This window comes from Streptomyces violaceus, assembly GCF_036014075.1.
Classification (GTDB): Bacteria; Actinomycetota; Actinomycetes; order Streptomycetales; family Streptomycetaceae; genus Streptomyces; species Streptomyces violaceus.
In genome coordinates, this window is sequence record NZ_CP107911.1 from 6,921,936 (window position 1) to 6,947,586 (window position 25,651).

At 69.8% G+C, this 25,651-nt stretch carries 22 protein-coding genes and 1 pseudogene; 13 read left to right on the forward strand and 10 right to left on the reverse strand.

Annotated features, from left to right (window positions below; genetic code table 11):
* Positions 1–387 precede the first annotated feature (387 nt).
* The gene (locus OG542_RS31130) at positions 388–1,074 is read left to right on the forward strand and encodes an antibiotic biosynthesis monooxygenase (RefSeq protein ID WP_328415142.1); all 687 of its coding nucleotides are present in this window, start codon (positions 388–390) and stop codon (positions 1,072–1,074) included.
* 50 nt (positions 1,075–1,124) lie between these two features.
* Here OG542_RS31130 and OG542_RS31135 read toward each other — a convergent pair whose 3' ends face one another.
* A complete protein-coding gene (locus OG542_RS31135; protein WP_311125020.1) occupies positions 1,125–2,954 on the reverse strand; it encodes an endonuclease/exonuclease/phosphatase family protein in 1,830 nt (609 codons plus the stop codon).
* A gap of 305 nt (positions 2,955–3,259) precedes the next feature.
* On the opposite strand from OG542_RS31135, the gene OG542_RS31140 reads away from it, so the two are divergent.
* The 10 genes and pseudogenes from OG542_RS31140 to OG542_RS31185 all read left to right on the forward strand — a co-directional run bounded on the left by OG542_RS31140 (position 3,260) and on the right by OG542_RS31185 (position 15,014).
* A complete protein-coding gene (locus OG542_RS31140) occupies positions 3,260–4,687 on the forward strand; it encodes a hypothetical protein (protein WP_311125019.1) in 1,428 nt (475 codons plus the stop codon).
* A gap of 152 nt (positions 4,688–4,839) precedes the next feature.
* Complete coding sequence (locus tag OG542_RS31145; RefSeq protein ID WP_328415145.1) at positions 4,840–6,285, forward strand: alkaline phosphatase PhoX; 1,446 nt, start codon at positions 4,840–4,842, stop codon at positions 6,283–6,285.
* A gap of 347 nt (positions 6,286–6,632) precedes the next feature.
* Positions 6,633–8,216 carry a TROVE domain-containing protein gene (locus OG542_RS31150; protein ID WP_328415147.1) on the forward strand — a complete coding sequence of 528 codons (1,584 nt, stop codon included), beginning with the start codon at positions 6,633–6,635 and terminating at the stop codon, positions 8,214–8,216.
* Positions 8,217–8,310: 94 nt separating this feature from the next.
* Positions 8,311–8,952 carry a GntR family transcriptional regulator gene (locus OG542_RS31155; protein WP_328415149.1) on the forward strand — a complete coding sequence of 214 codons (642 nt, stop codon included), beginning with the start codon at positions 8,311–8,313 and terminating at the stop codon, positions 8,950–8,952.
* Between the two features lie 31 nt (positions 8,953–8,983).
* Complete coding sequence (locus OG542_RS31160) at positions 8,984–10,000, forward strand: 1-aminocyclopropane-1-carboxylate deaminase (protein ID WP_328415151.1); 1,017 nt, start codon at positions 8,984–8,986, stop codon at positions 9,998–10,000.
* A 202-nt stretch (positions 10,001–10,202) separates the two neighbouring features.
* Positions 10,203–10,451: pseudogene (locus OG542_RS31165) on the forward strand (VOC family protein); the annotation flags it as partial.
* Positions 10,452–10,508: 57 nt separating this feature from the next.
* Positions 10,509–11,546 (forward strand): LacI family DNA-binding transcriptional regulator, encoded by a 1,038-nt coding sequence (locus OG542_RS31170; RefSeq protein WP_328415153.1) that lies wholly within the window; start codon positions 10,509–10,511, stop codon positions 11,544–11,546.
* Between the two features lie 292 nt (positions 11,547–11,838).
* A complete protein-coding gene (locus OG542_RS31175) occupies positions 11,839–13,131 on the forward strand; it encodes an ABC transporter substrate-binding protein (RefSeq protein WP_328415155.1) in 1,293 nt (430 codons plus the stop codon).
* A 1-nt stretch (position 13,132) separates the two neighbouring features.
* Positions 13,133–14,152, forward strand: a complete 1,020-nt coding sequence (locus tag OG542_RS31180) for a carbohydrate ABC transporter permease (RefSeq protein ID WP_328415157.1) — start codon at positions 13,133–13,135, stop codon at positions 14,150–14,152.
* The gene (locus OG542_RS31185; RefSeq protein ID WP_328415159.1) at positions 14,142–15,014 is read left to right on the forward strand and encodes a carbohydrate ABC transporter permease; all 873 of its coding nucleotides are present in this window, start codon (positions 14,142–14,144) and stop codon (positions 15,012–15,014) included. Before OG542_RS31180 ends, OG542_RS31185 begins: the two co-directional genes overlap by 11 nt.
* Before the next feature lie 71 nt (positions 15,015–15,085).
* Here the strand turns inward: OG542_RS31185 and OG542_RS31190 are convergent, their stop codons facing one another.
* The gene (locus OG542_RS31190) at positions 15,086–15,661 is read right to left on the reverse strand and encodes a CGNR zinc finger domain-containing protein (protein ID WP_311125011.1); all 576 of its coding nucleotides are present in this window, start codon (positions 15,659–15,661) and stop codon (positions 15,086–15,088) included.
* Positions 15,662–15,764: 103 nt separating this feature from the next.
* Between OG542_RS31190 and OG542_RS31195 the strand changes: the two genes are divergently transcribed.
* Both OG542_RS31195 and OG542_RS31200 read left to right on the forward strand, forming a co-directional pair.
* The gene (locus tag OG542_RS31195) at positions 15,765–16,937 is read left to right on the forward strand and encodes an epoxide hydrolase family protein (RefSeq protein ID WP_328415161.1); all 1,173 of its coding nucleotides are present in this window, start codon (positions 15,765–15,767) and stop codon (positions 16,935–16,937) included.
* A gap of 153 nt (positions 16,938–17,090) precedes the next feature.
* Positions 17,091–17,666 (forward strand): TetR/AcrR family transcriptional regulator, encoded by a 576-nt coding sequence (locus tag OG542_RS31200; protein WP_328415163.1) that lies wholly within the window; start codon positions 17,091–17,093, stop codon positions 17,664–17,666.
* A 26-nt stretch (positions 17,667–17,692) separates the two neighbouring features.
* Here the strand turns inward: OG542_RS31200 and OG542_RS31205 are convergent, their stop codons facing one another.
* The 8 genes from OG542_RS31205 to OG542_RS31240 all read right to left on the reverse strand — a co-directional run bounded on the left by OG542_RS31205 (position 17,693) and on the right by OG542_RS31240 (position 25,493).
* A complete protein-coding gene (locus OG542_RS31205; RefSeq protein ID WP_311130265.1) occupies positions 17,693–18,895 on the reverse strand; it encodes a TerD family protein in 1,203 nt (400 codons plus the stop codon).
* A gap of 64 nt (positions 18,896–18,959) precedes the next feature.
* Complete coding sequence (locus OG542_RS31210; protein ID WP_328415165.1) at positions 18,960–19,181, reverse strand: hypothetical protein; 222 nt, start codon at positions 19,179–19,181, stop codon at positions 18,960–18,962.
* 269 nt (positions 19,182–19,450) lie between these two features.
* Positions 19,451–20,440: a zinc-dependent alcohol dehydrogenase family protein gene (locus tag OG542_RS31215; RefSeq protein ID WP_328415167.1), complete on the reverse strand. Its 990-nt coding sequence runs from the start codon at positions 20,438–20,440 to the stop codon at positions 19,451–19,453.
* A complete protein-coding gene (locus tag OG542_RS31220; RefSeq protein WP_328415169.1) occupies positions 20,437–21,261 on the reverse strand; it encodes a carbohydrate ABC transporter permease in 825 nt (274 codons plus the stop codon). The genes OG542_RS31215 and OG542_RS31220 overlap by 4 nt, the downstream gene beginning before the upstream one ends.
* Positions 21,258–22,199 carry a carbohydrate ABC transporter permease gene (locus OG542_RS31225; RefSeq protein WP_193480743.1) on the reverse strand — a complete coding sequence of 314 codons (942 nt, stop codon included), beginning with the start codon at positions 22,197–22,199 and terminating at the stop codon, positions 21,258–21,260. The genes OG542_RS31220 and OG542_RS31225 overlap by 4 nt, the downstream gene beginning before the upstream one ends.
* Positions 22,196–23,569: an ABC transporter substrate-binding protein gene (locus OG542_RS31230; RefSeq protein WP_311125005.1), complete on the reverse strand. Its 1,374-nt coding sequence runs from the start codon at positions 23,567–23,569 to the stop codon at positions 22,196–22,198. Before OG542_RS31230 ends, OG542_RS31225 begins: the two co-directional genes overlap by 4 nt.
* 82 nt (positions 23,570–23,651) lie before the next feature.
* Positions 23,652–24,422, reverse strand: coding sequence for a DeoR/GlpR family DNA-binding transcription regulator (locus tag OG542_RS31235; RefSeq protein WP_328415171.1), 771 nt, complete (start codon positions 24,420–24,422; stop codon positions 23,652–23,654).
* 261 nt (positions 24,423–24,683) lie between these two features.
* Positions 24,684–25,493 (reverse strand): NAD-dependent epimerase/dehydratase family protein, encoded by an 810-nt coding sequence (locus tag OG542_RS31240; protein ID WP_328415173.1) that lies wholly within the window; start codon positions 25,491–25,493, stop codon positions 24,684–24,686.
* Between the last annotated feature and the right edge of the window lie 158 nt (positions 25,494–25,651).

A 25,651-nucleotide genomic window follows, 5' to 3' on the forward strand; every position in this document is an offset into this window, starting at 1 on the left:
CGTGCGCTTCGCCTGTTCGCCGGTGGTGGGTCGGGGCCGTGTCGGGGGGTGTCCGTCCTCGGAACGGCGCGATGGGGTTTCACGCCGACTGACTGTTCGTTGACGCGCCAACCGCTGCGGGCGGACACCCCCCGACACGTCCCCTTCCGTGAGCCGGCGGCTGCGGGCGCGTCGTGGCTTGCGCCGCCCGTCCCGCCTAGCTGCGGGCATGCGTGCCGCTAAGGGCGGCACGGGTGGGCGCAGCGGCACCCCGGTCCGCCGGGTTGCGGACCCACCCGGCCCCAGCACCGACGCCGCGTACCTGAAAACCCGCGCTTGACCTCAAGCTTGGTTGAGGTTGAAAGGTGGGGTGTGTACGCATTCGGCGAACCGTGACTGGAGTGTTCAATGAGCCGTCGGACCGAACAGCATCCCGATCTCACCGACCCGCGCACCGGTGCTCCCCTCTTCAGTACCTGGCGTGTGGGGACGCCCGAGCGGCAGGAGCGGACTGTCGAGGCGATCGGGCGTACGTGGGAGCGGCGGCCGTGGCCCGCTGATGATCTGCTGGGGTATCACGTGTACGCGGGGCATGACGGGTCCACGCTGATGCACCATTCGCAGTGGAGCGGTGAGCAGGCCTTCGAGGCGTTTGTGAAGACCCAACGGCAGGAGCGGGTCGACGAGATCGACACCGCCGTGCCGGGGATCGAGCGCGTGGGGCTCGGGCGGTACCGGCGGTATCGCAGCCGGGAGCGGGCCGTCGGGGACGAGCGGGTGCCGGGGCTGATCGTCACCGTGCGGATCGACTTCGAGGAAGAGGCCGGGGCGCGGCCGGAGGAGTGGGTCGACTTGGTGCTGAAGGCTTTGGGGGACGATCAGGAAGGGCACGCCGGGCTGATCTCCGCTCACTTCCACCTGAGTGTGGATGGCGGGCATGTGCTGAATTACGCCGAGTGGGAGAGTGACCAGGCCTACGACGACGCCTTGGCCGCGCCGGGGACCGATGCGTGGGAGCGGGTGCGGGCGTATCCGGGGATGAAGGGGACGATCGGGAGCCGGTACCGGCATGCTCTGGGGCTCGTGCCGGGGTGAGTGAGGTGAGGTGGGCCGGCTGAAGCAGTCGTTCAGCCGGCCCTTGTGGGTTACGGGCGGAAGCGCAGGACTTGGGGGTCGTGGTCGCTGATCTGGTCGTTGAACTCCGCGTTGATGTGCACGCTGTCGTACTCGAAGTCGCAGTCGCGGCGGATCGACGGGCTGATCAGGATCTGGTCGAGGACCTGGCTGTTGCCCTGGTAGACGTATGAGTAACGCTCGTTGCGGGGGAGCGACTTGATCGCCGACCAGAGTTCGCCGCGGCCCTCGAGGAGCCTCGCGGTGCGGGAGAACTCGAAGTCGTTGATGTCGCCCAGCGTGACGACGTCCGCGTTCTTCTGGGTGTCGAGGACGTCCTTGACGAAGGCGTTCACCAGGGTGGCCTGCTGGTGGCGCTGGGTCTCGGAGCTGCGGGACGGCGGCTGGTACTGGGAGGTCAGGCCCTGGTCGCCGCCCTTGGAGTTGAAGTGGTTGGCTATCACGAAGACCGTACGGCCGCGGAAGGCGAACTCGCCGGCCAGCGGCTTGCGGCTGTTCTTCCAGGCCTCGTCGGCGGGGGCGATACGGCCGGGACTGAGCGTGAGGTGGGCCTTGCCGCGGATCTTCGTCACGTCGGTGGCCGTCGTGGCGTCGCCGCCCGCGCGGTCGGTGAAGGAGACCCGCTTCGGGTTGAACAGGAACGCCTGGCGGATGTTGCCGCCCGGCTCGCCGCCGTCGGCGCTGTCGACCGGGTCGATCGAGCGCCAGTCGTACTTCGGGCCGCCGGCCGCGACGATCGCGTCGATCAGCTTGGTCAGGGTCTGGTCGGCGGCGACCGTGCCGTCGTTCGTCGCACCGTTGTTGTCCTGGATCTCCTCCAGGGACACGATGTCCGGCGATTTCAGGTTGTTCACGATCGCGGAGCCGTGGGCGGCGAACGTGGCGTCTGTCGGGTCGAGGTTCTCGACGTTGTACGTCGCGACCGACAGTTCGCCGCTGCGCTGCTTGCGGGTCGTCTCGCGCTTCAGGTCCCCGGTCTTGAGCGTGCCGAGCTCGCTCGCGACGAGGGTGTAGCCGCCGAACTGGTTGTAGTCGAGCGGGCCCGCAGTCGTGCCGGTGAGGGTGTCGCCTACGTTCGCCTTCGGGAAGTCGGCCGTCGCCCCGAGGGACTGGATCTGGAGGCGGCCGGTGTTCTGGGCGTCGTAGGAGCCGTAGACCGTGCCGCCGTGGCGGTTGCGGTTCTCGTGCGGCTTCACCGTCACCCAGAGTTCGGTGTACGGGTCGGTGGCGCCGACGACGCGGGTGTCGGAGACGCGGACGGTCATGCCCTCCAGCGCCTCGTAGTGGTCCAGGGCGTACTTCGAGGGCTTGAGGGCGAGGGCGTTGATCGAGCCGTTCGCCGTGGTGTCGCCGGGCGGCGCGTAGGTGGCGGGGACCGACCTGGCGTCGACCTTGGTCGTGGCGGGGAGCTCGTTGCCGCTGGAGAGGACCGTGAACACCGGTTTGGTGATCTCCGTCAGCGACTGGTTGCCGGAGGCGGTGCCGCCGGGGACGTACTCCGCGACCGTGCCGCTGACCGTGACGGAGTCACCGACGGCGACTCCCTTCGGCGTCGAGCTGGTGAAGACGAAGACACCCTCGCTGGTCGCCGGGTCGGCGTCCGGGTTCGGGTCCTGGATCCAGAAGCCGCGGGAGGAACCGTAGGTCCGGATGCCGGTGACGATTCCGGCCACGTCCGTGACCTGCTTCCCCGCGTACGGGGAGGTCCGGGTGCTGCCCTGGACGTCGTGGACGCGGACCGAGTCCGCGTGCGCGGGGGTGGTGAGGACGATCGTGGATGCCGCGGAGCACGCGGCGGCGACGGTGAGCGCGGCGAGACGCGCGGACGACTTGCTCGGCAACGGGGTTCCCTCCGGGGACATGACAGGTGCCGGGACGAGGGTGGTGCGTGGACTGTCTGCCGCTACCTGTGGGGTGGGCGGTGTGACGCGCGTAGCGGCGGTGGACGGGCGGGCAGGGTGGGGCCGACCCGGTGAACAACTGTCCGCCGACTTCTACGCGCGTCAATCTCCAGCCTGGTCACGTCACTTGTCAAGGTTTCGGCCATGTACGGCGGCTGACGGGGAGATGAAGTGGGCGGCATGGGTGGAAATCCGTCTAGGCTGAGCGGCTGAGTCGTATGAAGGCGCCCTAGGAGAAACAGCCGATGTCAGACAGCTCCCCCCTGCCGCCGGTGCGGCTGCACTCCGAAGCGGAGCTGGCGCGTGCCGCACTGTCCACGCCGTTGCTGTCCCGGGCCGCCCGGCTCGCCCGCTGGGCCGGGCCGGACACCCGCGTCGACGCCGGGGGAGGGCTCGTCGACGAGCAGTTGCCCGCGGCGGTCGAGTCGCTCGGGCTGAGCGGGGACGATGCCGCCGCCGACGCCAGTGAGGCGTGGCGGGTGGCCGTGGACGCCGGACTCGTCGAGGTCGTCGACGAGGAGGAGGGCACCGTCCGGGCGGGCGAGGACCTGGCCCTGCTCACCGGTGGCTCGCCGCAGGACGTGCTCGCCCTGTGGCTCGCGGCCCTGGAGACGGTGCTCGCCGACGCGAGCGTGCCCGATCTGGAGGGACTCGCGGATCTCGTCGACGAGGACGGCGGGCTCGACCTCTCCGCCCTCGACTGGGACCCCGAGTCCGAGGCCGAATTCCTCGACGGTGTGCTCGGCAACCTCTACCTGCTCACCGTCGGCGAGGACACGCCCGGCGAGGCGCCGGTGCCGCTGCCCGCGCTGGCCGCGTCGGTGATCGTGCCCAGCGACATGGGCGAGCCCACCAACGACGTCCTGGAGCAGGTGTCCGACGCGATGATGCGGCTGGACGACCAGTTCCGGATGCTGGAGCCGGTGGGGTTCGTGGAGTACCAGCCCGTGGACGAGGCGCTCATGGCCGATGCCGAGGAGGAGCCCGCGGCACCCGTCGACGACACCGACGTCTCCCGGTACGGCATGGTCCGGCTCACCCCCCTCGGGCTGTACGGGATGCGTGCCCGGCTGCTGGAGGCCGGGTTCGAGGCGCCTGCGGTCGGGGACCTCGCGGACAAGGGGGCCGACGCGCTGCTCGACGGCACGGCGACGTTCCCGCCGGCCGCGGCGCAGGCCGAGACCGAGCAGTGGCTGGCCCGCCGTGACTCCCTCGCCTCGGCGCGGGAGTTGCTGGCGGCGGCCCGAGGTTCCGATGCCGGGGCGCCGCTGCGGCGGTTGCGGTGCCAGCAGGCCTTGTCCCTGGTGGGTGCCTCGGCCGAGCCGGCCCTGCGGGAGGTCCTCGACGACGCCGAGCTGGGCGGCCTCGCGCGCGTGTGGCTCACCGAGCACGGCGCCGCCGACGTGCCCCCTCCCTCGGAGGCGATGGTCTACTGGCTGACCATCGACACGGTGGCCGCGCAGCTGGCCGCCGAGGGGAACTCCGAGGAGCTGCGGGCACTGGTGCAGGGGCTCGCCCAGCAGCACAGTGGTTTTTTTGCGGCTGTGTGGCGTGTGGATCATCCTGCTGTGGCTGACGTGCTGGAGGCGATGGGGCGGTTGCATCCCGACAAGAAGGTGGCGAAGGAAGCGCGGAAGGCTGCATTCAAGGCGCGGTCGCAACAGGGCGGTTGATCTTGTCTGCGGGTGCGGCGCCGTCCTGGCTTATCGCGCAGTTCCCCGCACCCCTGGGGTGTTGTTCAACCGGCGTTCATGGATGAGCGGAACGGTGGCGGCGAACGAGGTCCGCCACCCTCCACGGCATACTCACCGTCACAGGAGACACCATGTCGCTCACCCGCAGGGACTTCGCCAGAACCTCCGCGATCACCGGTGCCGGAGTCGCGCTGGCGGGCAGTGTCGGCGCCCTCGCCACCGCACCGAACGCCCTCGCGTCCTACGACACCGACAGCGCGGGGGAGGCGCCCGCGGACTCCCGGTACGGAGTGGGCTACGGGCCACTGGCCCCGGACCCCAAGGGCATCCTCGCCCTGCCCGCCGGCTTCACCTACCGGATCCTCACCTACAGCGGCAGGACCAAGCTGGAGTCCGGCGAGTTCACGCCGTCCAACCACGACGGCACCGCCACCTTCGACGGTCCCCGCGGCACCACCCTGCTCGTCAACAACCACGAGCTGAAGGGCCCGCGCGCCAACTGGGAGCACCCGGTGCCGCTCACCGAGGGCCTCGTCTACGACCCGGCCGCCGCCGGCGGCTGCACGGTCGTCGAAGTACGCCCCGACGGACGTGTCGCCGAGTGGGTGGGCATCGCCGGCACCTCCACCAACTGCGCCGGCGGCAGCACCCCCTGGGGCACCTGGCTCACCTGCGAGGAGAACTCCGACAAGGCCGGCGTCAACGGCATGACCAAGGACCACGGTTACGTGTTCGAGGTCGATCCGTGTGACCGGCGCGCCAATCGCAGCCCCAAGCCGCTGAAGTTCTTCGGCCGCTATGACCACGAGGCCGTCGTCATCGACCCCAAGCGCGGCCACGCCTACCTCACCGAGGACGACGACGAGCCCAACGGCCTCTTCTACCGCTGGACCCCGCCCAAGGGCTTCGCGTACGGCCCCGGAAAGTTCCGCGAGCTCGCCGACGACGCCGGTGTCCTCCAGGCGCCCAAGTGCTTCGACTCCGGCGGTAAGTTCGTCGACGACCTGTCCCGGGCCACGAAGATCGGCACCGTCTACGGCGTCGACTGGATGGACGTACCCGACCGCGACGCCCGCACCACCCCCGTGCGCAAGCAGTTCAAGGACGACCAGGTCACCCGCGCCCGCAAGCTGGAGGGCATGTGGTGGGGCGACGGCGGTGCCTACATCGTCTCCTCGTACGCCCGTGAGGAGAGCCCCGTCCGGCACGACGGCCAGGTCTGGTTCTACGACCCCAAGCGCCGGACGCTGACGTTGAAGGTCCTGCTCGGCGTGAATCCCGACCCGTCGAAGGACGGCGCCTTCGACGGCCCCGACAACATCACCGTCTCCCCGTACGGTGGCATCGTCCTGGCCGAGGACGGCGAGGGTGTTTCGCACCTCTTCGGCGCCACCGAGAGCGGCCGCACGTACCCGATCGCCCGCAACGACCTGAACGTCGGCACCGAAGAGGAGCCGGAGTACAGCGAGTTCGCCGGTGTCACGTTTTCACCCGACGGCAAGACCCTTTACGCCAACATCCAGGACCCGGGCATCCTGCTCGCCATCACCGGACCGTGGAAGCGCCAGAAGCGGTAATTAATTCGCTCGCAGGTCCTGCGCTGCGCCTCCTACAGTGAGAGCACAACGTCACGCACCTCCCGGTGCGATGGCAGCGGCTACTTCTCTTCCAAAGAATCAAAAGCCGCCGCCGACTTGATCTCGGGAGGCGCAGCATGTGGTGGGTGCCCGGTGCGCAGGCAACGGTTACTTCCTGGGATCGGAGGGTTGCGGGTTCGAGTCCCGTCAGCGACTTCGGGTCGCTGTAGCTCAATGGGTAGAGCATCTGAATTAGTCCGTCGCCGACTTCTGTCCTCGGGCGCCCACTTCTTTTCTCGCATGCAGCGTCTCCCTCGGAAATGCGATTGAATTCGGGGGAATTCACCATGGCGCGATTCAACTCCAAGGCAGCCCGTGCGCGTCCCGTCTCGCGCGTGACGTCCACAGGGCGTGTGCTGCGCACCTACGAGGGCGGCCGCGGCCGCGAGCGGGATGCCCGCTCCGAGCTCTTCCTGCTCGCCGTCTCGAACTTCGTCTCGCAGCAGACCTTCTACGAGACCGGCGCCGACCGCGACGACCGCTTCGCGAAGCTCGTGCGCGAACTCGCCGTCACCGACTCGGCATGGACGGCCGGCCTGCTCGGCTGGCTGCGCGGCGAGGGCAACCTGCGCACGGCCTCGGTCGTCGGCGCCGCCGAGTACGTCAAGGCCCGACTGGACGCGGGCGCGGCCGACGGCCCGTCCAACCGGCAGGTCGTCGCCTCCGTGCTCCAGCGGCCCGACGAGCCCGGCGAGCTGCTGGCGTACTGGACCGCGATGTACGGGCGGAACGTGCCGAAGCCGGTGAAGCGGGGTGTCGCCGATGCCGTGCGCCGCCTCTACCACGGCAAGGCACTGCTGAAGTACGATACCGCCTCCAAGGGCTACCGCTTCGGCGACATCCTCAACCTCGTGCACGCCGCCCCGGACCCGGACAAGCCGTGGCAGGGCGAGCTGTTCCGCTACGCCCTCGACCGGCGGCACAACCCCGACACCGCGGTGCCGCCGGAGACGGATCGTGTCCTCGGCGCGCACCGCGAGCTGATGGCGCTGCCGGTCGAGGAGCGGCGCGCGGTCGTGACCGCCGAGGGCGGTGCCGAGCGGCTGGCCGCGGCCGGAATGACATGGGAGACGCTGGCGGGCTGGATCCAGGGGCCGATGGACAAGGCGGCATGGGAGTCCGTGATTCCGTCCATGGGCACCATGGCGCTCGTGCGCAACCTGCGGAACTTCGACGAGGCGGGGGTGTCCGACGAGGTCGCCGAGCGGGTCGCCGCGCGGATCAGCGACCCGGCGGAGGTCGCGCGTTCGCGGCAGTTCCCCTTCCGGTACCTCGCCGCGTACCAGCACGCGCCGTCGCTGCGCTGGTCGTACGCGCTGGAGCGGGCCCTCGGCCACTCGCTGGCCAACGTGCCCGCGCTGCCCGGCCGGACGCTGGTGCTCGTGGACCGCTCTGGCTCGATGTTCTGGTCGCGGCTGTCCGACCGCTCGGAACTCACCCGCGCCGACGCGGCGGCGATCTTCGGTACGGCGCTCGCGCTGCGGGCCGAGCGCGCGGACCTGGTCGAGTTCGGCTCGACGAGCGGCCGTGTGCGGTTCCGCGCGGGCGAGTCGGTGCTGAAGATCCTCGACCGCTTCGGCGACCTGGGCGGCACCGACACGACGGAGGCGGTGCGCCGGCACTACCGGAAGCACGACCGGGTGCTGATCGTCACCGACGAGCAGTACACGCACCACCACCGGGGCGACCCGACCGAGCAGGTCCCGGCCGGCGTGCCGGTCTACACCTGGAACCTCGCCGGATACCGGGCGGGCCACGGCCCGTCGGGGACGGCGAACCGGCACACCTTCGGCGGCCTCTCGGACGCGGCCTTCCGGATGGTTCCGCTGATCGAGGCCTCCCGGGACGCCGACTGGCCCTGGGCGGCATGAGAGACCGTGGCCCGCACCGCGTGGGGAGTGCGGGCCACGGTCTTGTCCCGTGCCTCTTGTGTGCGGTCGCGGCTGACATCTAACATTTCAGTTCATGGAGACCATCCGACCCGTGCCCCGGACCCTGCTCAGGGACCGCGCGTACGCGGCGATCCGGGACGCCATCGTGGCCGGGGAGATCGAACCCGGCGCGGTGGTGCGGGACGCCGAGCTCGCGGAGCGGCTCGGACTGTCCCGGGCGCCGGTGCGGGAGGCGTTCTCCCGGCTGGTGGACGAGGGGCTGCTGGAGAGCAAGCCGCAGAGCTACACCCGGGTGACTCCGCTGGTGGCCTCCGACGTGCGGGACGCCGCCGCCGTGGTCGGCGCCATGCACGAGCTGGTGACGCGGGTCGCCGTGCCCCGGCTGAAGGCCGCGGACATCGAGGCGATGCGTGCCGCCAACGAGCGGTTCGCCGCCGCCGTCGGCACCGGAGACGTGAACGCGGCCCTGAGTGCCGACGACGCGCTGCACGAGGTCCTCGTCCGGGTGAGCGGCAATCGCGCGGCCGCCGCGACCGCCGCCCGCTACACCCCGCTCATCCGCCGCCTGGAGAGACGGCGCTTCGGCCAGGGCGGCAGCTGCCGTTCGGCCGGGCTGCACGAGCGGCTGATCGAGGCTTGTGCGGCCGGTGACGCGGCCGAAGCGGTCCGCGTCACGGCGGAGATCTGGCGGGGGCTCGAAGAACTCGCCGACTGAGACCGTCCCCATCCCGACCCCGGGAGGACCCATGTCCCTTTCCTCGTACGAGCGTTACCCCCTGCTCTTCGGGCCCTCGCCCGTCCACCGCCTGGAGCGGCTGACCGAGCATCTCGGCGGCGCCTCCCTCTGGGCCAAGCGCGAGGACTGCAACTCCGGTGTCGCGTACGGCGGGAACAAGACCCGCAAGCTGGAGTACCTGGTCGCCGACGCGCTCGCCCAGGGCTGTGACACGCTCGTGTCGATCGGCGGGGTGCAGTCCAACCACACCCGCCAGGTCGCTGCCGTCGCCGCCCGGGCCGGGCTCAAGTGTGTGCTCGTGCAGGAGAGTTGGGTGGACTGGCCCGACGCCGTGTACGACAAGGTCGGCAACATCCTGATCAGCCGGCTCGCCGGGGCCGATGTGCGGCTGGTGAAGGCCGGGTTCGGGATCGGGTTCAAGGAGAGCTGGGAACAGGCGCTCAGGGAGGTCGAGGAGGGCGGCGGGAAGCCGTACGCCATCCCGGCCGGTGCCTCCGATCATCCGCTCGGTGGCCTCGGCTTCGCCGGGTGGGCGTACGAGGTCGCCGAGCAGGAGCGGGAGCTGGGCGTCTTCTTCGACACCGTGGTGGTGTGCTCGGTGACCGGGTCGACGCAGGCCGGCATGGTCGCCGGGTTCGCCGCGCTGGAGGAGGCGGGCGGGCGGCCCCGGCGCGTGCTCGGCATCGACGGCTCGGCCAAGCCGGCCGCCACCCGCACGCAGATCGCCCGGATCGCCCACAACACCGGGCAGCTCATCGGCCTCAAGCGTGAGGTGACGGAGTCCGACGTCGAACTCGACGAGCGGTACCACGCGGGCACGTACGGCGTCCCCGACGAGACCACCCTGGCGGCGATGCGGCTCGCGGCCCGGACGGAGGGCATGGTCACCGACCCCGTGTACGAGGGGAAGTCCATGGCCGGGATGATCGATCTGGTCTCCCGTGGGGAGATCGGCAGCGACTCCACCGTCCTCTACGCCCACCTCGGCGGGCAGCCGGCGCTGAACGCGTACAGCGCGTTGTTCTGAGGGGCCTTCTCGGGACTGGGGCGGAGCCGGGTGGCGGTTGCCGCTTGCGGCTGATCCGGCCGGGCTCGGGGGCTCGGGCTCAGAGGTCCGGCCGGGCTCGGGGGCCAGGTCCCGGTTCGTCGGTGGGCGCCGAAAAGGGGCCGCGGGCGCGGGCGTTCGGGGTGAGCGGGGGAATCAACCTGCCGGTGCGTGGGCTGTCAGCGACTACGACGCCGCGCTGCACTTCCACCAGGACGTGCTCGGTCTGACCGAGCGGGGCGCGATCGCCTCGGACGACGGGCGGGTCACGATCCTCGAGGCGGACGACTCCGTCGCCGTCACGGCGAAGCCGTCCGCCGCCGGAGCCGAGGTCGTCGCCGAGCCGACGCGCACCGCCTGGAACTCCCTGAACTCGCGGCTGAAGGCCCCCGGCGCCCTGCAGCTGACGCTGTTCAGCGAGCTCGACGGCTGAGCGGCCCGCCCGGCTGCCCCTGCCGGGCCGCACCCGGTGCCGGATACAGTGCTCAGCGTGTGGACCGACAATCAACGGGTGGAGCCGGGTGGCGAGCGGCCCGACGGTGCCCGGCGCCGGGCCACGATCCATGACGTCGCACGACTGGCCGGGGTGTCACGCCAGACGGTCTCCCGGGCGGTCAACGACAAGGGCGAGATCGACCCCGGCACCAAGGAGCGGGTGCTGGAGGCGGCGCGGCTCCTGGACTACCGGCCCAGCCGGTTCGCGCGCGGACTCGTCCAGAAGGGGGCGGTGACGGCGGGCCTGGTCATCCCGGACCTGCGGAACCCGTTCTTCCCCGAGGTGGCCGCCGGAGTGCTGGAGGCGGCCGAGCAGCGCGGCTGGCAGGTCGTCGTATGGGACTCCCGTATCGACGAGGCCAGGGAGCGGCAGGCGCTCGACGTGCTCTCCCACCAGGCGGACGCGGTCGTGGGCTACTTCAAGGATTCGGACGACGTGCTCACCCGGCACCTCGGGGGCGTGCCGCTGGTGCTGCTGGAGCGCGGCCCGCAGCAGACCCGGTTCGCGGCCGTCGGTATCGACGCCTTCGCCGGTGTCGAGCAGGGCATCGCCCATCTGGTCGAGGCCGGGCACCGCCGGATCGGCATGCTGGACGGCGAGCGTGGACCCGGTGCCCGCAAGCAGGCCTTCCTCGAGCAGGTCCGGCGGCACGGCCTGCCCGTCGACGACAGCTGGATCGTGCTGTGCCCCGAGCACAGCGTGGCGGGGGGCGAGGCCGGCATGGAGCGGCTGCTGGAGGCGCGGCCGGAGATCACCGCGGTCTTCGGGTTCAACGACCTGATCGCGGTCGGGGCGATGCGCACCGCCCGGCGCCGTGGCCGCAGAGTGCCGGACGATCTGGCCGTGTTGGGCTTCGACGGCCTCTCCCTGGGCGAACTGGTGGACCCCGCCCTGACCACCCTGCACATCGACAAGCGGCAGCTGGGACGGCTGGCCGTGGAGCAGGTGGCCCGGCTGTGCGCCGCTGAGGAGCCGTTGCGTGGCGCGGACGCGTGGGTGACGCCCGAACTGGTCGTACGCGAGTCCGCCTGACTCCCCGGGCCGTCGTGCCGGGCGGCAGATCTGCCGTGCAGTTCCCTTGACACCGGTTTTCGGGCGCCTCGATACTCAACGGCAACGTTCACGTGAACGTTCACGATCCCTCAGAAACCCCCATCGCGAGACCGTCGGCCCGACTACCCCGCGCCCGCCGACATCGTTGTCTTCGCTTCCCCATCCCCCCGGAAGCGTCCCCCCATCCCCGTGAGAACGGGCCCTGCGGCAGCGCTGTCCCCCGGCCGCGGTATGCCCGGAAAGCGAGTGCGCCCCCATGGAACACCGAACGATGTCCCGCAGACGCTTTCTGGGGGCCTCCCTGGGCGGCGCGGGAGCGGGCCTGCTCGCACTGACCGGATGCGGGGCCGAGTCGGGATCGGCGTCCACCGGCACCGACCACCTCAGCCTCTGGTACTGGAAGGGCTCGCTCAGCGACAAGCTGCTCGCCACCGCCAGACGCGGCGTACCCGGCGTGCCGGGGCTGCGGGTGAGGGGGTCCCAGATCCCGGACGGCGAGATCGACTCCAAGGTGCGCACCAGCCTCGCCGCCCGCGCCTACGTTCCGGACCTGACGGTCGTCAACAGCGACAACCTCGCCACGTTCTTCCCCGACGAGAACGAGTTCCTCGACCTGCGCACGCTCGGCGCGGAATCCGTCCGCGACCAGTACCTCGAGTGGAAGTGGAAGGCCTGCTTCACCCCGACGGGCAGGATGATCGGCTTCCCCCTGGACGCCGGCCCCACCGCGCTCTACTACCGCCGGGACCTCTTCGAGAAGGCCGGACTGCCCCACGAACCGGAGGATGTCGCCGAAGGGGTGCCCACCTGGGAGAAGTTCATCGCCGCCGGACGGACACTGCGGGCGAAGGGGCCGGGCAAGCCCTACCTCGTGAGCAACATCGGCAACGTCTTCCAGCAGGTCCTGCTCCAGAGCCCCGAGCAGTTCGTGGATGCAGACAACCGCTTCATCGGCGACCAGGAGCACGTCCGGCGTGCCTGGGACCTGTCCGTGGACATCCTCCGCCAGGGACTCAGCGCCAGGATCACGGACGGGACGCCCGACTACAACGCGGCCATGAGCGGGAGCCGGATCGCCACCATGACCACGGCGGTGTGGGCCAGCTACGGCCTGAAGGAGACCGCGCCGAAGACCTCCGGATCCTGGCGGCTCACCACGCTGCCCGACGGCCCCTGCAACTACGGCGGTTCCTACGTCACCCTGACCCGCTACTGCCGGGAACCGGAAGCGGCCTTCGCCTTCCTGAAGTGGCTGCTCAGCCCGGCGAACCAGCTCAAGAGCTACCAGGAGATGGCCCTGTTCCCCACCACTCCGGCCGCCTACGCCGACCCGGCGATGCACAAGCCCGACTCCTTCTTCGGCGGTCAGCAGCCCATCGACGTCTTCGGCCCGGCCGCCCAGAAGGCCCCGGTCGTCTACTTCAGCCCCTACGAGGAGACCGCCAACACCCCGTTCTTCCAGGAGCTGACCAATGTGGAGATGCTCGGCAAGAACCCCGACCGGGCGTGGCGGGACGCCGTGAACACGGCCGAGACCACGCTGTCCCGGGTGGGGGTGAGCTGACATGGCCACGGTTCTCGATCCGGCCGGTGCGCCGGCGGCCGACGAGCGGCGGCCTGCAAGTCGTACCAAGTCCACCACCCCGGGCGGACGCAGGCGTCATGTCCCGCCCCTGCTCGCCATCTCCCCGTTCTACGTGCTGTTCGCCGTCTTCGGCGCCTTCCCGATCGTCTTCTCCGTCTACCTGTCCTTCCAGGACTGGGACGGCATCGGAGACATGCGCTTCGTCGGGTTCAAACAGTACGGCTGGCTGCTTCAGGACTCGGTGTTCTGGCACTCGGTGCTCAACACCTTCGAGATCTGGTTCCTGTCGACGGTGCCGATGCTGTTCCTGGCCCTGGTGCTGGCGTTCCTGCTGCATTCGCAGGTCCGCTTCACCAGCGTCTACCGGGTGGCCTACTTCATCCCCAACGTGACTTCGATGGTCGCCATGACCGTCGTCTTCGGCTCGGTCTTCGCCCAGGCGGGCCTCGCCAACGCGGTGCTGCGGGCGATCGGGGTGGACGGGATCGGCTGGCTGTCCTCGGAGTGGGGCATCAAGTCGTCCGTCTCCCTCATGATCATCTGGCGGTGGGTCGGCTACAACGCGCTGATCTTCCTGGCGGGCCTCCAGGCCATCCCCACCGAGCACTTCGAGGCCGCCCGCGTCGACGGCGCGAACAGCCGGCAGACCCTCTTCCGGGTCGTGCTGCCGCAGCTGCGGCCCGTGGTGCTGTTCGCCGCAGTCACCTCCACCATCAACGGCCTGCAGATCTTCACCGAGTCCCAGGTGCTCTTCCAGTCGACCGACGTCGGAACCACGGGCGGTCCGGGCCAGGAAGGGATGACCATCGTGCTCTATCTGTGGCAGAAGGCCTTCAAGGAGCACCAGTTCGGCTACGGCGCCGCGATGGGCTGGATCCTCTTCGCGATCATCGCGATCTTCACCGTCATCAACTGGCGGCTGGTCGCCGGCTCGGACGACGACCGCCGTCCCGGCATCGCCGGTCTGCTGCGCCGCAAGGGGGCTCGCCATGGCCGCTGACGACAGGACGACCGGCAGCGCGGGCCTGGCCATCGGCTCCGGCAGCAGGCTCAGCCGTATCGGCGTGCGGGCGACGCTGCTGTTCGGGGTGCTGGTCTCGCTGTTCCCCTTCTACTGGCTGGTGGTGCTGGCCTCCGGCACCACGCAGGACATCTACCGCTATCCGCCCAAGCTGCTGCCGGGGCCGCATCTGCTGGACAACATGGGGCGGGTGCTCGACACCGTCGACTTCTTCGGCTCGCTGTTCAACACCGTCGTCGTCGCCGTGCTCGGGACCGTGCTGGTGCTGTTCTTCGACTCGCTGGCCGCGTTCGCCTTCGCCAAGTACGAGTTCCCGGCGAAGAAGTTCCTCTTCGGCATGCTGCTGGTGACGTACATGATCCCCGCGCAGCTCTCCCTGGTGCCGCAGTTCGTCACCATGGCCGAGTTCGGCTGGGCGGGCTCGCTGAAGGCGCTGATCATCCCCAGCGCGGCGAACGCGTTCGGCATCTTCTGGATGCGCCAGTACGCCCAGAACTCCCTGCCCGGCGAGCTGCTGGACGCGGGGCGGATCGACGGCGCCGGCTTCTTCCGCCTCTACTGGACGGTCGCCCTGCCGCTCTTCCGCCCGGCCCTGGCCTTCCTCGGCATCTTCACGTTCATCGGCCTGTGGAACGACTACATCTGGCCCCTGGTCGTCATGATCGACCCGGACGAGGTCACCCTCCAGGTCGCCCTGGCGAATCTCAACGTCCTCTACAACACCGACTACTCCCTGGTGATGGCGGGCGCCTTGATGAGTGTCATCCCGTTGATCCTGGTGTTCCTGATCGGCGCGCGGCACTTCCTGCGGGATCTGGCGGCGGGGGCGATGAAGATGTGACTGCTCTCCCGCCTTGGGGAGAGTCCAGGCTCAGACGGCCTCCTGGAGCAGCGCTCCAGGAGGCCTTACGATCACTCCGCTGATCTGGGGTTTTTGCGCTGGTTGGCATTGAAGCGCGCTTTCTTCTGACGATTCCCACACGTGTTCATGTCACACCATTTGCGGGTGCGGCTCTGGCTGGTGTCGAAGAAGGCGGCTTGGCAGGTTGGTGAGGCGCACAAGGCCAATTTTCCGTCTCGTTCGCCCGCGATGATGCTGATCGCGTCGGCGGCGATCACGCCGAGGGCATCTTCCACGCAGGAAGCCGAGCCGAGCCGCCATCGCCGCTCACCCTCGGGCGTCAGGATCGCCGCGGCCCGGCCCTGAGCGCTGCGGTCATTGATGACTTGGACAGCGGACGCAGGGAGAGCGTCCTGGACCGCGGCCGCTGTCGCGGCGGCGTGGATCGACTCCCTCAGTTCCCGGGCGAGCTCGAGCTGGGCAGTGGTGCAGGAGTCCACGGCGAGGCCGTTCACTGCCAGCCAGTCGACGAGTCGGTGCGGCGTGGGAATGCGCTCCACGGCGTTGCCGTGACGCTCCGACAGGGTCCCCGTGAAGCTGGTCGCCAGCACGCTGCCGAGGCGGAAGTCAGGGAACCCAGTACGCATGGAACCACCTTAGCTGGTTGCGCGCCGACAGGGAGGCTTGGTAGAACCGTCTTAGCCGGTTCGCGATAGGTCGTATCCGGTTCCGCGACGGCCAGGAGGTCTCATGCCCCGTCCAACCAGCGACGTGCGAGCATTCGAAGCCCACGCGACTGACGCCGACCTGGACGATCTGCGCGCGCGACTGGCCGCGGCGCGACTGCCGGAGGCTGAGACGGTCCATCGCGCCGCGCCCGGCCCTCGCCGATGGGAACAGGGCGTTCCTCTCGCCGACCTCGTCGATGTCGTGAACTACTGGCGCACCGGGTACAACTGGCGGTCGTTCGAAGAGCGCCTCAACCAAATCGGCCAGTTCCGCACGACCATCGATGATCTGGGAATCCACTTCCTGCACCGCCGATCCGCGCGCGCGGATGCCACTCCTCTGCTCTTGACGCACGGCTGGCCGGACAGTGTTGTCCGGTTCATCGATGTGGTGGACGAGCTGGCAGATCCGAAAGACGCGGACGCGCCGGCGTTCCACGTCGTGGTCCCGTCGCTACCCGGCTTCGGTTACAGCGACAAGCCGGCCACCACCGGGTGGGGAACCGAAAAGATCGCGGCCGCCTGGGTGGAACTGATGGGAAGGCTCGGCTACAGCAGGTTCGCAGCCCACGGCGGCGACTGGGGAGGCAATATCACCACGGTTCTCGGCGGCAGGTTCCCGGCCCACGTTCTCGGCATCCACACCACGTTCGCGGAGGCGCCGCCCGGGGTGACGACGGACGGGCTGACGGCGGTCGAGCGCAAGTGGGCCGAGGAAACCCGGGATTTCTGGCGCCACCACGCGGCGTACGCGAAGCAGCAGGCGACCCGACCGCAGACCATCGGCTACTCGCTCGTCGACTCACCGGTCGGGCTTCTCGCCTGGATCCTCGACAAGTTCGCCGAGTGGTCGGACACCCAGGACAGCCCGTTCGAGACGATTTCCATGGACAGGGTTCTTGACGACGTCACCCTGTACTGGCTGACGCGGACCGGCGCATCGGCGGCCCGCATCTACTACGAAAGCCACAACTCTCTGGACCCCGAACTGCGGGTCGACGTCCCGTCAGCACTCACCATGTATCCCCGCGACGTCGAGAAGTGTCCGCGCCCCTGGGCACAGGAGCGGTACCGGCAGATCGTCCGATGGAGTTCGCCCGAAAGCGGGGGACATTTCCCGTCGCTGGAGGTTCCCGGGTATTTCGTCAAGGATCTGCAAGAGGGTCTCGCGGCAGTGCTGGCCGCTCATCGGTGACCGTATGTGCGACCTCAGCACACCTGCACTCCCATCGGCTCTCCCTCGCCCCGATCGGTGATCATGGGTACGTGCGTTCGCATCGGGCGGCGTGGGGTCAGACAGTTCTCGGTAAGGTGCGGAGAGGGTCCCCGGTTCGTGAGGAGTGGTTGCATGGTGCAGGTCAGGCCCATGCGAGCGGATGCTCGGCGCAACTACGAGCGGGTTTTGAAGGTGGCCGTGGAGGCGTTCGCCGAGCACGGGGAAGGCGCGTCGCTCGACGACATCGCCAAGCGGGCCGGGGTCGGGTCCGGCACCCTGTACCGGCACTTCCCGACCCGGCAGGCGCTCCTGGAGGCCGCGTATCTCGACCGCGTCGAGGCGATCGCGGCCCGGGCGGACGAGCTCGCGGCCGAACTGCCGCCGGGCGAGGCGCTGGCGGAGTGGATGTACGAACTCGGCGCCGGGATGGTCCAGATGCGCGGGCTCAAGGCCCTGCTGGGCCCGGCCGTCACGGAGGGCGGCTCGACCGCGGCCACCGCCTGTGGCGACTCGGTGAAGCGCGCCGCGCGACGGCTGGTCCGGGCGGCACAGGAGGAGGGCACGCTGCGGCGTGACGTGGAGCCGATCGAGCTGCTGCGGCTGGCGCACGGGGTGGCGACCGCGTCGGAGCTGGCGGACGGGGAGGGCCGCCACCTCCGGCGATATCTGACGTTGCTGACGGAGGGGCTGGGCGCGGGGCGTCGCTGACCTGGTGGGCCGGACGCCCCCAGGGCCTACAGCGCCTGCGCCGCCGGCTTCACCATCCCCCTCACCGTGCGGGACTTCACGAAGTCGCCCATCGCCGTCATGTCCCACTCGCCGGAGAACTGGCGGATCAGCTTGGCCATCAGCACGCCGGTCTGCGGCTCGGCGCTGGTGAGGTCGAAGCGGACCAGTTCCTCGCCCGTCGTGCCGTCCAGGAGACGGCAGTACGCCTTGGCCACCTCCGTGAACTTCTGGCCGGAGAAGGAGTTGACCGTGAAGACCAGGCCCGTGACCTCCTGCGGCAGCCGGCCGAGGTCGACCATGATCACCTCGTCGTCCCCGCCGCCCTCACCCGTGAGGTTGTCGCCGGAGTGCTTGATCGCGCCGCCCACGATCTGGAGCTTGCCGAAGTAGCAGCTGTCGATGTGGTTGCGCTGCGGCCCGTAGGCGATGACCGAGGCGTCGAGGTCGATGTCCTTGCCGCGGTACGCCGGCTCCCAGCCGAGGCCCATCTTGACCTGGGCGAGCAGGGGGCGGCCGCCCTTGACGAGGGAGACGGTCTGGTTCTTCTGGAGGCTGACGCGGCCCTTGTCGAGATTGATCTTGCCCGAGCCGGGTGCGGGCGGGGGAGGAGTGGCCGGGGCGGCCGGAGGTGCGGCGGGCGCGGTGACGGGCGGGGCGGGCGGCTGCACAGGGGCCGGCGGCGGGGTCACCGGCTGGGCCGGGGCGGCCGCGGCAGGTTCCTCGACCGTCACACCGAAGTCCGTGGCGATGCCCGCGAGGCCGTTGGCGTATCCCTGGCCGACCGCGCGGGCCTTCCACTGGCCGTTGCGCAGGTAGATCTCCACGATCACCAGGGCCGTCTCGCTGCCGAGCTGCGGGGGCGTGAACGTGGCCAGGACGGAGTTGTCGTCCCCGTTGCGGACCGTGGCCGTCGGCTCGACGCCCTGGAAGGTCTGGCCCGCGGCATCCGGGCTGGCGGTGACGATGATCTTCTCGATGCCGGGGGGCACGGCCGTCGTGTCGACCGTGATCGCGTCGGGCGCGGTGCCGCCGCCGGAGCGATACGTCACGCCCGGGCCCGACGGCTGGTTGTAGAAGATGAAGTCGTCGTCGGAGCGCACCTTGCCGTCGGCGGTGAGCAGCAGGCCCGATACGTCGAGCCGCACCGGGGCGGCGACGTCCACCGTCACGCGGGCGGCGGACAGGGGGATGTTCGAGCCGGGGGTCATAGCTGTCATGCCGGGTGAACGAGCGAGGCGGTTTTGCCGTTCCCTTACCTTGCGGCCAATCGGGTCAGCCGCGATTGCGGGGATGCTCGCGCGCGGTGCGTTCGTTGCCCCGCTTGTAGTTGCCGGTCCAGCGCGCCATGACGAGCTGGGGGTCGGAGGTCTCGACCTCGGCGAGGAACCGCGCGGCCCGGGAGCCGTTCAGCGTGGTGGTGGGGCGGCCGTGGTGGGTGATGCGGACGGTTCCGCCGGTGTGGTGCTCGTAGCTGAATCCGTGCGGTCGTGGCATGCCGCGAGGGTACGGGGCGGGAGACAGGCGCCCCAGCGAATTTCGCCTGCCCGGCCTCGGCCGACCTGCGCCCTGTGACCGGCGTCCATGGACAGCCGTTCCGCTGTCAATCCGCCGAAGATCGGCATCAGGCGGATGTTCCCTTCGGCGGTCCGGCTGCACAAGACCGGCGCGGAAGGATCTTGCACGACCGACCGTGACTCGGGGGACGCGTGGGGTGCGGCCGGAGGGGGCCGCTCCCCACGCGCGGTTCGGCCCGTAGGGCCCGACTAGGGCACCACGACGATCTTCCGGCCCACCCCGGCCGCGAACTGCTCCAGCGCCTGCGGGTACCGCTCCAGCGGGATGCGGTCGCTGATGAAGATCTCCGGGTCCAGCACCCCGTTCGCGAACAGCTCCGCCGCCCGCTCGAAGCTGTGCAGCACCGCCATCGAGCCCGTGATGGTGATCTCCTGGTTGTAGATGCGGTACGGGTCGATGGTCACGCGGGTCGCGTAGTCGGCCACGCCAAACTGCAGGAACGTGCCCGCCTTGGCCACCCGGTCCAGGCCGTCCTGGATCGCCCTCGCGTTGCCCGTGGCGTCGACGACCAGGTCCCAGCCCTGCGGCCGGTCCAGTTCGTCGGGGTTCGCCGCCGACGCCGAGACACCGAGGCGGCGGGCCGTCTCCAGGCGGGCCGGGTTCACGTCGACGATGTCCACGCTCGCCGCGCCCGTGCGCTTCGCCAGTTCCAGCATCATCAGGCCCATCGTTCCGGAGCCGTAGATCAGGACGTGCGCGCCGAGGCGGGACTGGAGCACGTCGTAGCCGCGTACCGCGCAGGACAGCGGCTCCACGAGGGCCGCGTCCTCCGTGCGGACGTGTTCCGGGAGCTTCACGCAGTTCGCCACCGGGGCCACCGCGAACTGCGCGGCGCCGCCCGCCGTCGTCACGCCGATCGCCGCCCAGCGTTCGCAGAGGTTGTTGTGGCCGGTACGGCAGTAGCGGCACTCGTAGCAGTAGAGCGAGGGGTCGACCGCGACCCGGTCGCCCACCGACACCTCGGTGACCTGGGTGCCGACCCCGACCACCTGGCCCGCGAACTCGTGCCCGGGCACGATCGGCAGCTTCGGAGCGAACTCGCCCTGCAGGATGTGGAGATCGGTGCCGCAGAGGCCGCAGGCAGCGACCTCGACGACGACCTCGCGCGGCCCTGGCGTCGGGTCCGGGACCTCGGCGACGACGGCCTTGCCCACGGACTCGATGACGGCGGCCTTCATTTCACGGCTCCCAACGACAGGCCCTGGACCAGCTTGTCCTGGGCGGCGAACCCCGCGGCGAGCACCGGCAGGGAGATGACGAGCGACGCGGCGCACACCTTCGCCAGGAACAGGCCCTGGCTGGTGATGAAGCCGGTCAGGAAGACGGGGGCGGTCTCGGCGACCACACCGGTCAGCACCCGTGCGAAGAGCAGTTCGTTCCAGCTGAAGATGAAGCAGATGAGGGAGGTTGCCGCGATGCCGGGCAGTGCGACCGGGGCGACGATGCGCGCGAGGACCGTCGCAAGCCCGGCCCCGTCCACCCTCGCCGCCTCGATCACCGCGACCGGGATCTCGGCGAGGAACGACTGCATCATCCACACCGCGATCGGCAGGTTCATGGACGTGTAGAGGATGACCAGAAGCCAGATGTTGTCGAGCATCCCGGCGTTCTTCGCGAACAGATAGATCGGCAGCAGGCCCGCCACCACCGGCAGCATCTTCGTGGAGAGGAAGAAGAACAGGACGTCCGTCCACTTGCGGACGCGGTTGATCGACAACGCGTACGCCGCCGGGAAGGCCAGCAGCAGGACCAGCAGGGTCGAGGCCAGCGACGCGACCGCCGAGTTGATCAGCGCCGGCCAGGGGCTCGCGCCGCCGCCCGCGCCGAAGAACTCGCGGTAGCCGTCCAGGGTCAGGGAGGCGGCGAAGGAGGGCGGGTTGGTCGCCGCGTCGGCTTCCGAGTGGAGGGACGTCAGGGCCATCCAGGCGATGGGCAGGAAGAACACGATCCCGGCCAGCCAGGCCATGAGGCCCATACTGTTGCGGCGTACGACGTTCATGCGCGGGACACCTCCTCGCGGAACAGGGACGACACCACGCGCAGGGCGAAGGTCGCGATGACGATCGAGCCGATGACGACCAGGACGCCCGCGGCCGAGGCGAGGCCGTTCTCGTGGGCCTGGTAGAAGCTCTGGTAGACGGTGTAGGGGAGGTTGGCGGTGCCCAGGCCGCCGGACGTGATCGTGAAGACCGCGTCGAAGTTCTGGACGATGTAGATCGAGCCCAGCAGGGCGCCCAGTTCGAGGTAGCGGCGCAGATGCGGGAGCGTCAGATGGACGAAGATCTGCCAGTCGCTCGCGCCGTCGACCCGGGCCGCCTCGATCTGCTCGTGGTCGCGGCTCTGCAGGCCGGCGAGCAGGATCAGCATCATGAACGGCGTCCACTGCCAGACGAGGGATGCCTCGACCGCGAGCAGCGGGGTGTTGGAGATCCAGTCGGGCTGTGGACCGCCCACATAGTGCAACAACCCATTGAGCAGGCCGTATTCAGGGTTGTAGAGCACATGCTTCCAGAGCAGGGCCGCAGCGACCGGTACCACCAGGAAGGGTGCGATCAGCAGGGTCCGTACGATGCCCCGGCCGCGGAACTTCCGGTCCAGCAACAGGGCCAGGACGAGTCCCAGCACCAGGCTGGCCAGGACCACCGCCACCGTCAGCAGCACGGTCGTCCACACAGAGTGGCGCAGGTCCGCGTCGGTGAGGACCTCCTGGTAGTTGTCGAGGCCCGTGAAGTGCCGGGCGTCGGGATAGAGGGCGTTCCAGTCGAAGAAGGAGATCACCAGTGTGGCCACGAAGGGCAGCTGGGTGACGACGACCATGAAGATCAGGGCGGGGAGCAGCGGGGCGCGGGTGGCCCAGGCGCGCAGCCGGGCGGAGGGCCGGCGGACGGGGTTGCGTATCTCGGGGGAGGCCACGGGGGCCGTTGTCGTGGCGGTCATCGTCCCTCGTACTCCTCGGAGATCTTCTCGGCGAGCTGCTGGGACTTCCTCAGGGCCGACTCGACGGACTGGCGTCCGGCGATGGCCGCGCTGATCTCCTGGGAGACCTTGGTGCCGAGGTCGGTGAACTCGGGGATGCCGACGAACTGGATGCCGGGCGCGGGCCGCGGCTGCACGCCGGGATCGTCGGGCCGGGCCTTCTCGATGGCCTCCTTGGTCATCTCCTGGAAGGCGGCGGCCTCCTTGCGGTAGTCGGCGTTGGCGTACGTCGACGCCCGTTTGCCGGCCGGGACGTTGGACCAGCCGGCCTGGTCGCCGACCAGTTCCTCGTAGCCCTTGCCGGACGCCCAGGAGACGAACTTCCAGGCGTTGTCCGGGTTGCGGGAGGACTTCTGGATGCCCCAGGCCCAGGTGTAGAGCCAGCCGGAGGACTCGGTCTTCTCCACGGGTGCGGGGGCGTAGCCGACCTTGCCCTTGACGGGGGAGTTGGCGGCCTCCAGGGATCCGGCCGCGGAGGTGGCGTCGTACCACATGGCGACCTTGCCCTGGGTCATGTTGTTCAGGCACTCGGCGAAGCCGGACTGGGCGGCGCCTGACTCGCCGTGCTCGCGCACCAGGTCGACATAGAACTTCGTCGCCTTCTCGAAGTCGGGTGAGTCGAGCTGCGCCTTCCAGTTCTTGTCGAACCAGGTGCCGCCGAAGGTGTTGACGACCGTCGTCAGGGGTGCCATGACCTCGCCCCAGCCGGGCAGGCCGCGCAGACAGATGCCCTTCATGCCCGGTTCGGCGCCGTCCGCCTTCGCCGCGAGGTCCGCCACCTGCTGCCAGGTGGGGTGCGCGGGCATCGTCAGGCCCTTCTTCTCGAACACGTCCTTGCGGTACATCAGGAACGACGACTCGCCGTAGAAGGGCTGGCCGTAGAGCTTGCCGTCCTCGGCGGTGAGGGACTGGCGCATCGGCTTCAGGACGTCCCGCTCGTCGTAGGCCGGGTCCTTGGCCACGTAGCCGTTCATCTCTTGCAGCCAGCCGTTGCGGGCATAGATCGGTATCTCGTAGTTGGACAGGGTGGCGACGTCGTACTGGCCGGCCTGGTTGGCGAAGTCCTGGCTGATCTTGTCGCGGACGTCGTTCTCGGGCAGGACCGTGAAGTTGACCTTGATGCCGGTCTCTTTGGTGAAGTGGGCGCGGGTGAGCTTCTGCAGCTCGACCATCTGGGGGTTGTTGACCATGAGGACGTTGATGGCGTCGCCGCCGGATCCGGCCCCGCCCGCGCCGACCCAGCAGCCGGAGAGCAGCGGGGCGAGCAGCGTCCCTGCGGCGGCCGCGGCGAGCGTGGCTCGCGGTGGCCGTCGTCGGCTCTGGGTTCGCATGGATCGCTCCTGGATGTATGGGGAGATAAGGGGCAGCACAGGGCGTGACCGCGCCTAGTGGGGGACGAGGGTCGGTGTGGTGTCAGACCCGGATGACCTGGGGCCCGAGCAGTGAGTAGCGGTGGGCTTCGGCCGTCGGCAGCAGCGTGCTCGTCACGATCGCCTCCAGCGCGCCGACCTCGGCGAACCGGCAGAAGCTGACCGCTCCGAACTTGGTGTGCACGCCCGCGAAGACCGTGCGGCGGGCGGCCCGGATCGCCTGCGTCTTGACCTCGCTGACGGCCGGGTCGGGGGTGGTGAGGCCGTGTTCGCGGGAGATGCCGTTGGCGCCGATGAACGCCAGGTCGACGACGAAGCCGGCCAGCATCTTCGTCGTCCAGTGGTCGACGGTGGCGAGGGTGCCGGAGCGGACCCGGCCGCCGAGCAGCAGCACGGAGACGGTGTCGGTCTCGGCGAGCGCGCCCGCGACCGGCAGGGACGCGGTGACCACGGTCAGCGGCCGGTCCCGGGGGAGTGCCTCGGCGATGAGCTGCGGGGTGAAGCCCTCGTCGACGAAGACGGTCTCGGCGTCCCCGAGCAGCTCGGCCGCGGCGGTCGCGATCCGGCGCTTCTCGGGGACGTGGCTGGTGGCGCGGAAGGCGAGCGTCGTCTCGAAACCGGCGCTCTCCACGGGATAGGCGCCGCCATGCGTACGCCGGAGCAGGCCGTGGTCCTCCAGGACGCGCAGATCCCGTCGTACGGTCTCCTTGGCCACGCCCAGCTCGGTGGCGAGCGCGGTGACGTCGACAGCGCCGTCACGTCGTGCGACAAGCACGATCTCCCGCTGACGTTCTTCCGCGGTCCTCGTGCTCATCCCGACACCTGCCTTCCGCTTGCGCTGCCCGTTCGGGCCCGGTGTGGCCCGTGGGGGAATTTCTACAGCGGGGATGCGGCAGTGACCAGGTCTGTTGCGGGCTCGATACTGCCCGCTTGCGCCCGTTCGGCACGGGGCGTGCCCGTCGCGGACCTGCGTGGGCCTTGATCGGCGCGTGAGATCGGGCAGGGGCGGTGCCCGAATACGGCGGCGGGCGGGCCCGTTCGGTGCCCGCCCGCCCCGTTGAGCGACGTGTTCAGGTCAGTACGGCCAGATCGGCGGGTCCGTCACGAACTGGCCGCCCAGGTAGGCGTGCGCCTCGTTGCCGTCCTGCAGCTCGCCCTGCTCGGCGATCAGCTTCTCGGCGAAGGGCTCGGAGTCGTCCTGGGGGTCGTAGCCGAGCGCCCGTGCCGTGGTGAGGTCCCACCACAGCCGGGTGTTGGCGGAGGAGCCGTAGACGACGGTGTGGCCGACGTTCTCGGCGGTCAGGGTCGCGTGGAAGAGGCGGGCGCCGTCGGCCGGGCTCATCCACACCGACAGCATGCGCACGCTGGTCGGCTCGGCGAAGCAGGAGCCGATGCGCACCGAGACCGTCTCGATCCCGTGCTTGTCCCAGTAGAACTGCGCGAGGTCCTCGCCGAAGGACTTGGACAGGCCGTAGAAGGTGTCCGGACGGTGCGGGGTGTCGATGGGGATGAGCGGGTCGGTGCCCTGGGGGCGCGGGGTGTAGCCGACGGCGTGGTTGGAGGAGGCGAAGACGATCCGGCCGATGCCCTCTTCGCGGGCGGCCTCGTACAGGTGGTAGGTGCCCTCGATGTTCGCCTTGAGGATCTTCTCGAAGGGAGCTTCCAGGGAGATGCCCGCGAGGTGGATGATCGCGTCGACGCCCCGGACCGCCTCGCGCACGGCGTCCTTGTCGCCGAGGTCGGCGACGATCGCGTCCGGCGCGTCCTCGATCGGGCGCAGGTCGAGCAGGCGCAGGTCGTAGCCGTAGTCCGGGAGCAGGTCCCGCATCAGGGTGCCGAGGCCGCCGGCGGCGCCGGTGAGCAGAACGGTGCGGGGAGCGGGCATCCTCGGGTCTCCTTGAATGGGTCACCGTGTACATGGGCGCACGGCATTCATATTCGTGGACACGCTAAGGAGCTGGGGTGGAGCCCGTCAAGTGTGTCACGGGAGCGGTAAATCCGCTGGTGCGTCGCGGGTTCGCGTGCTTGACCGGCGGCAAGGGG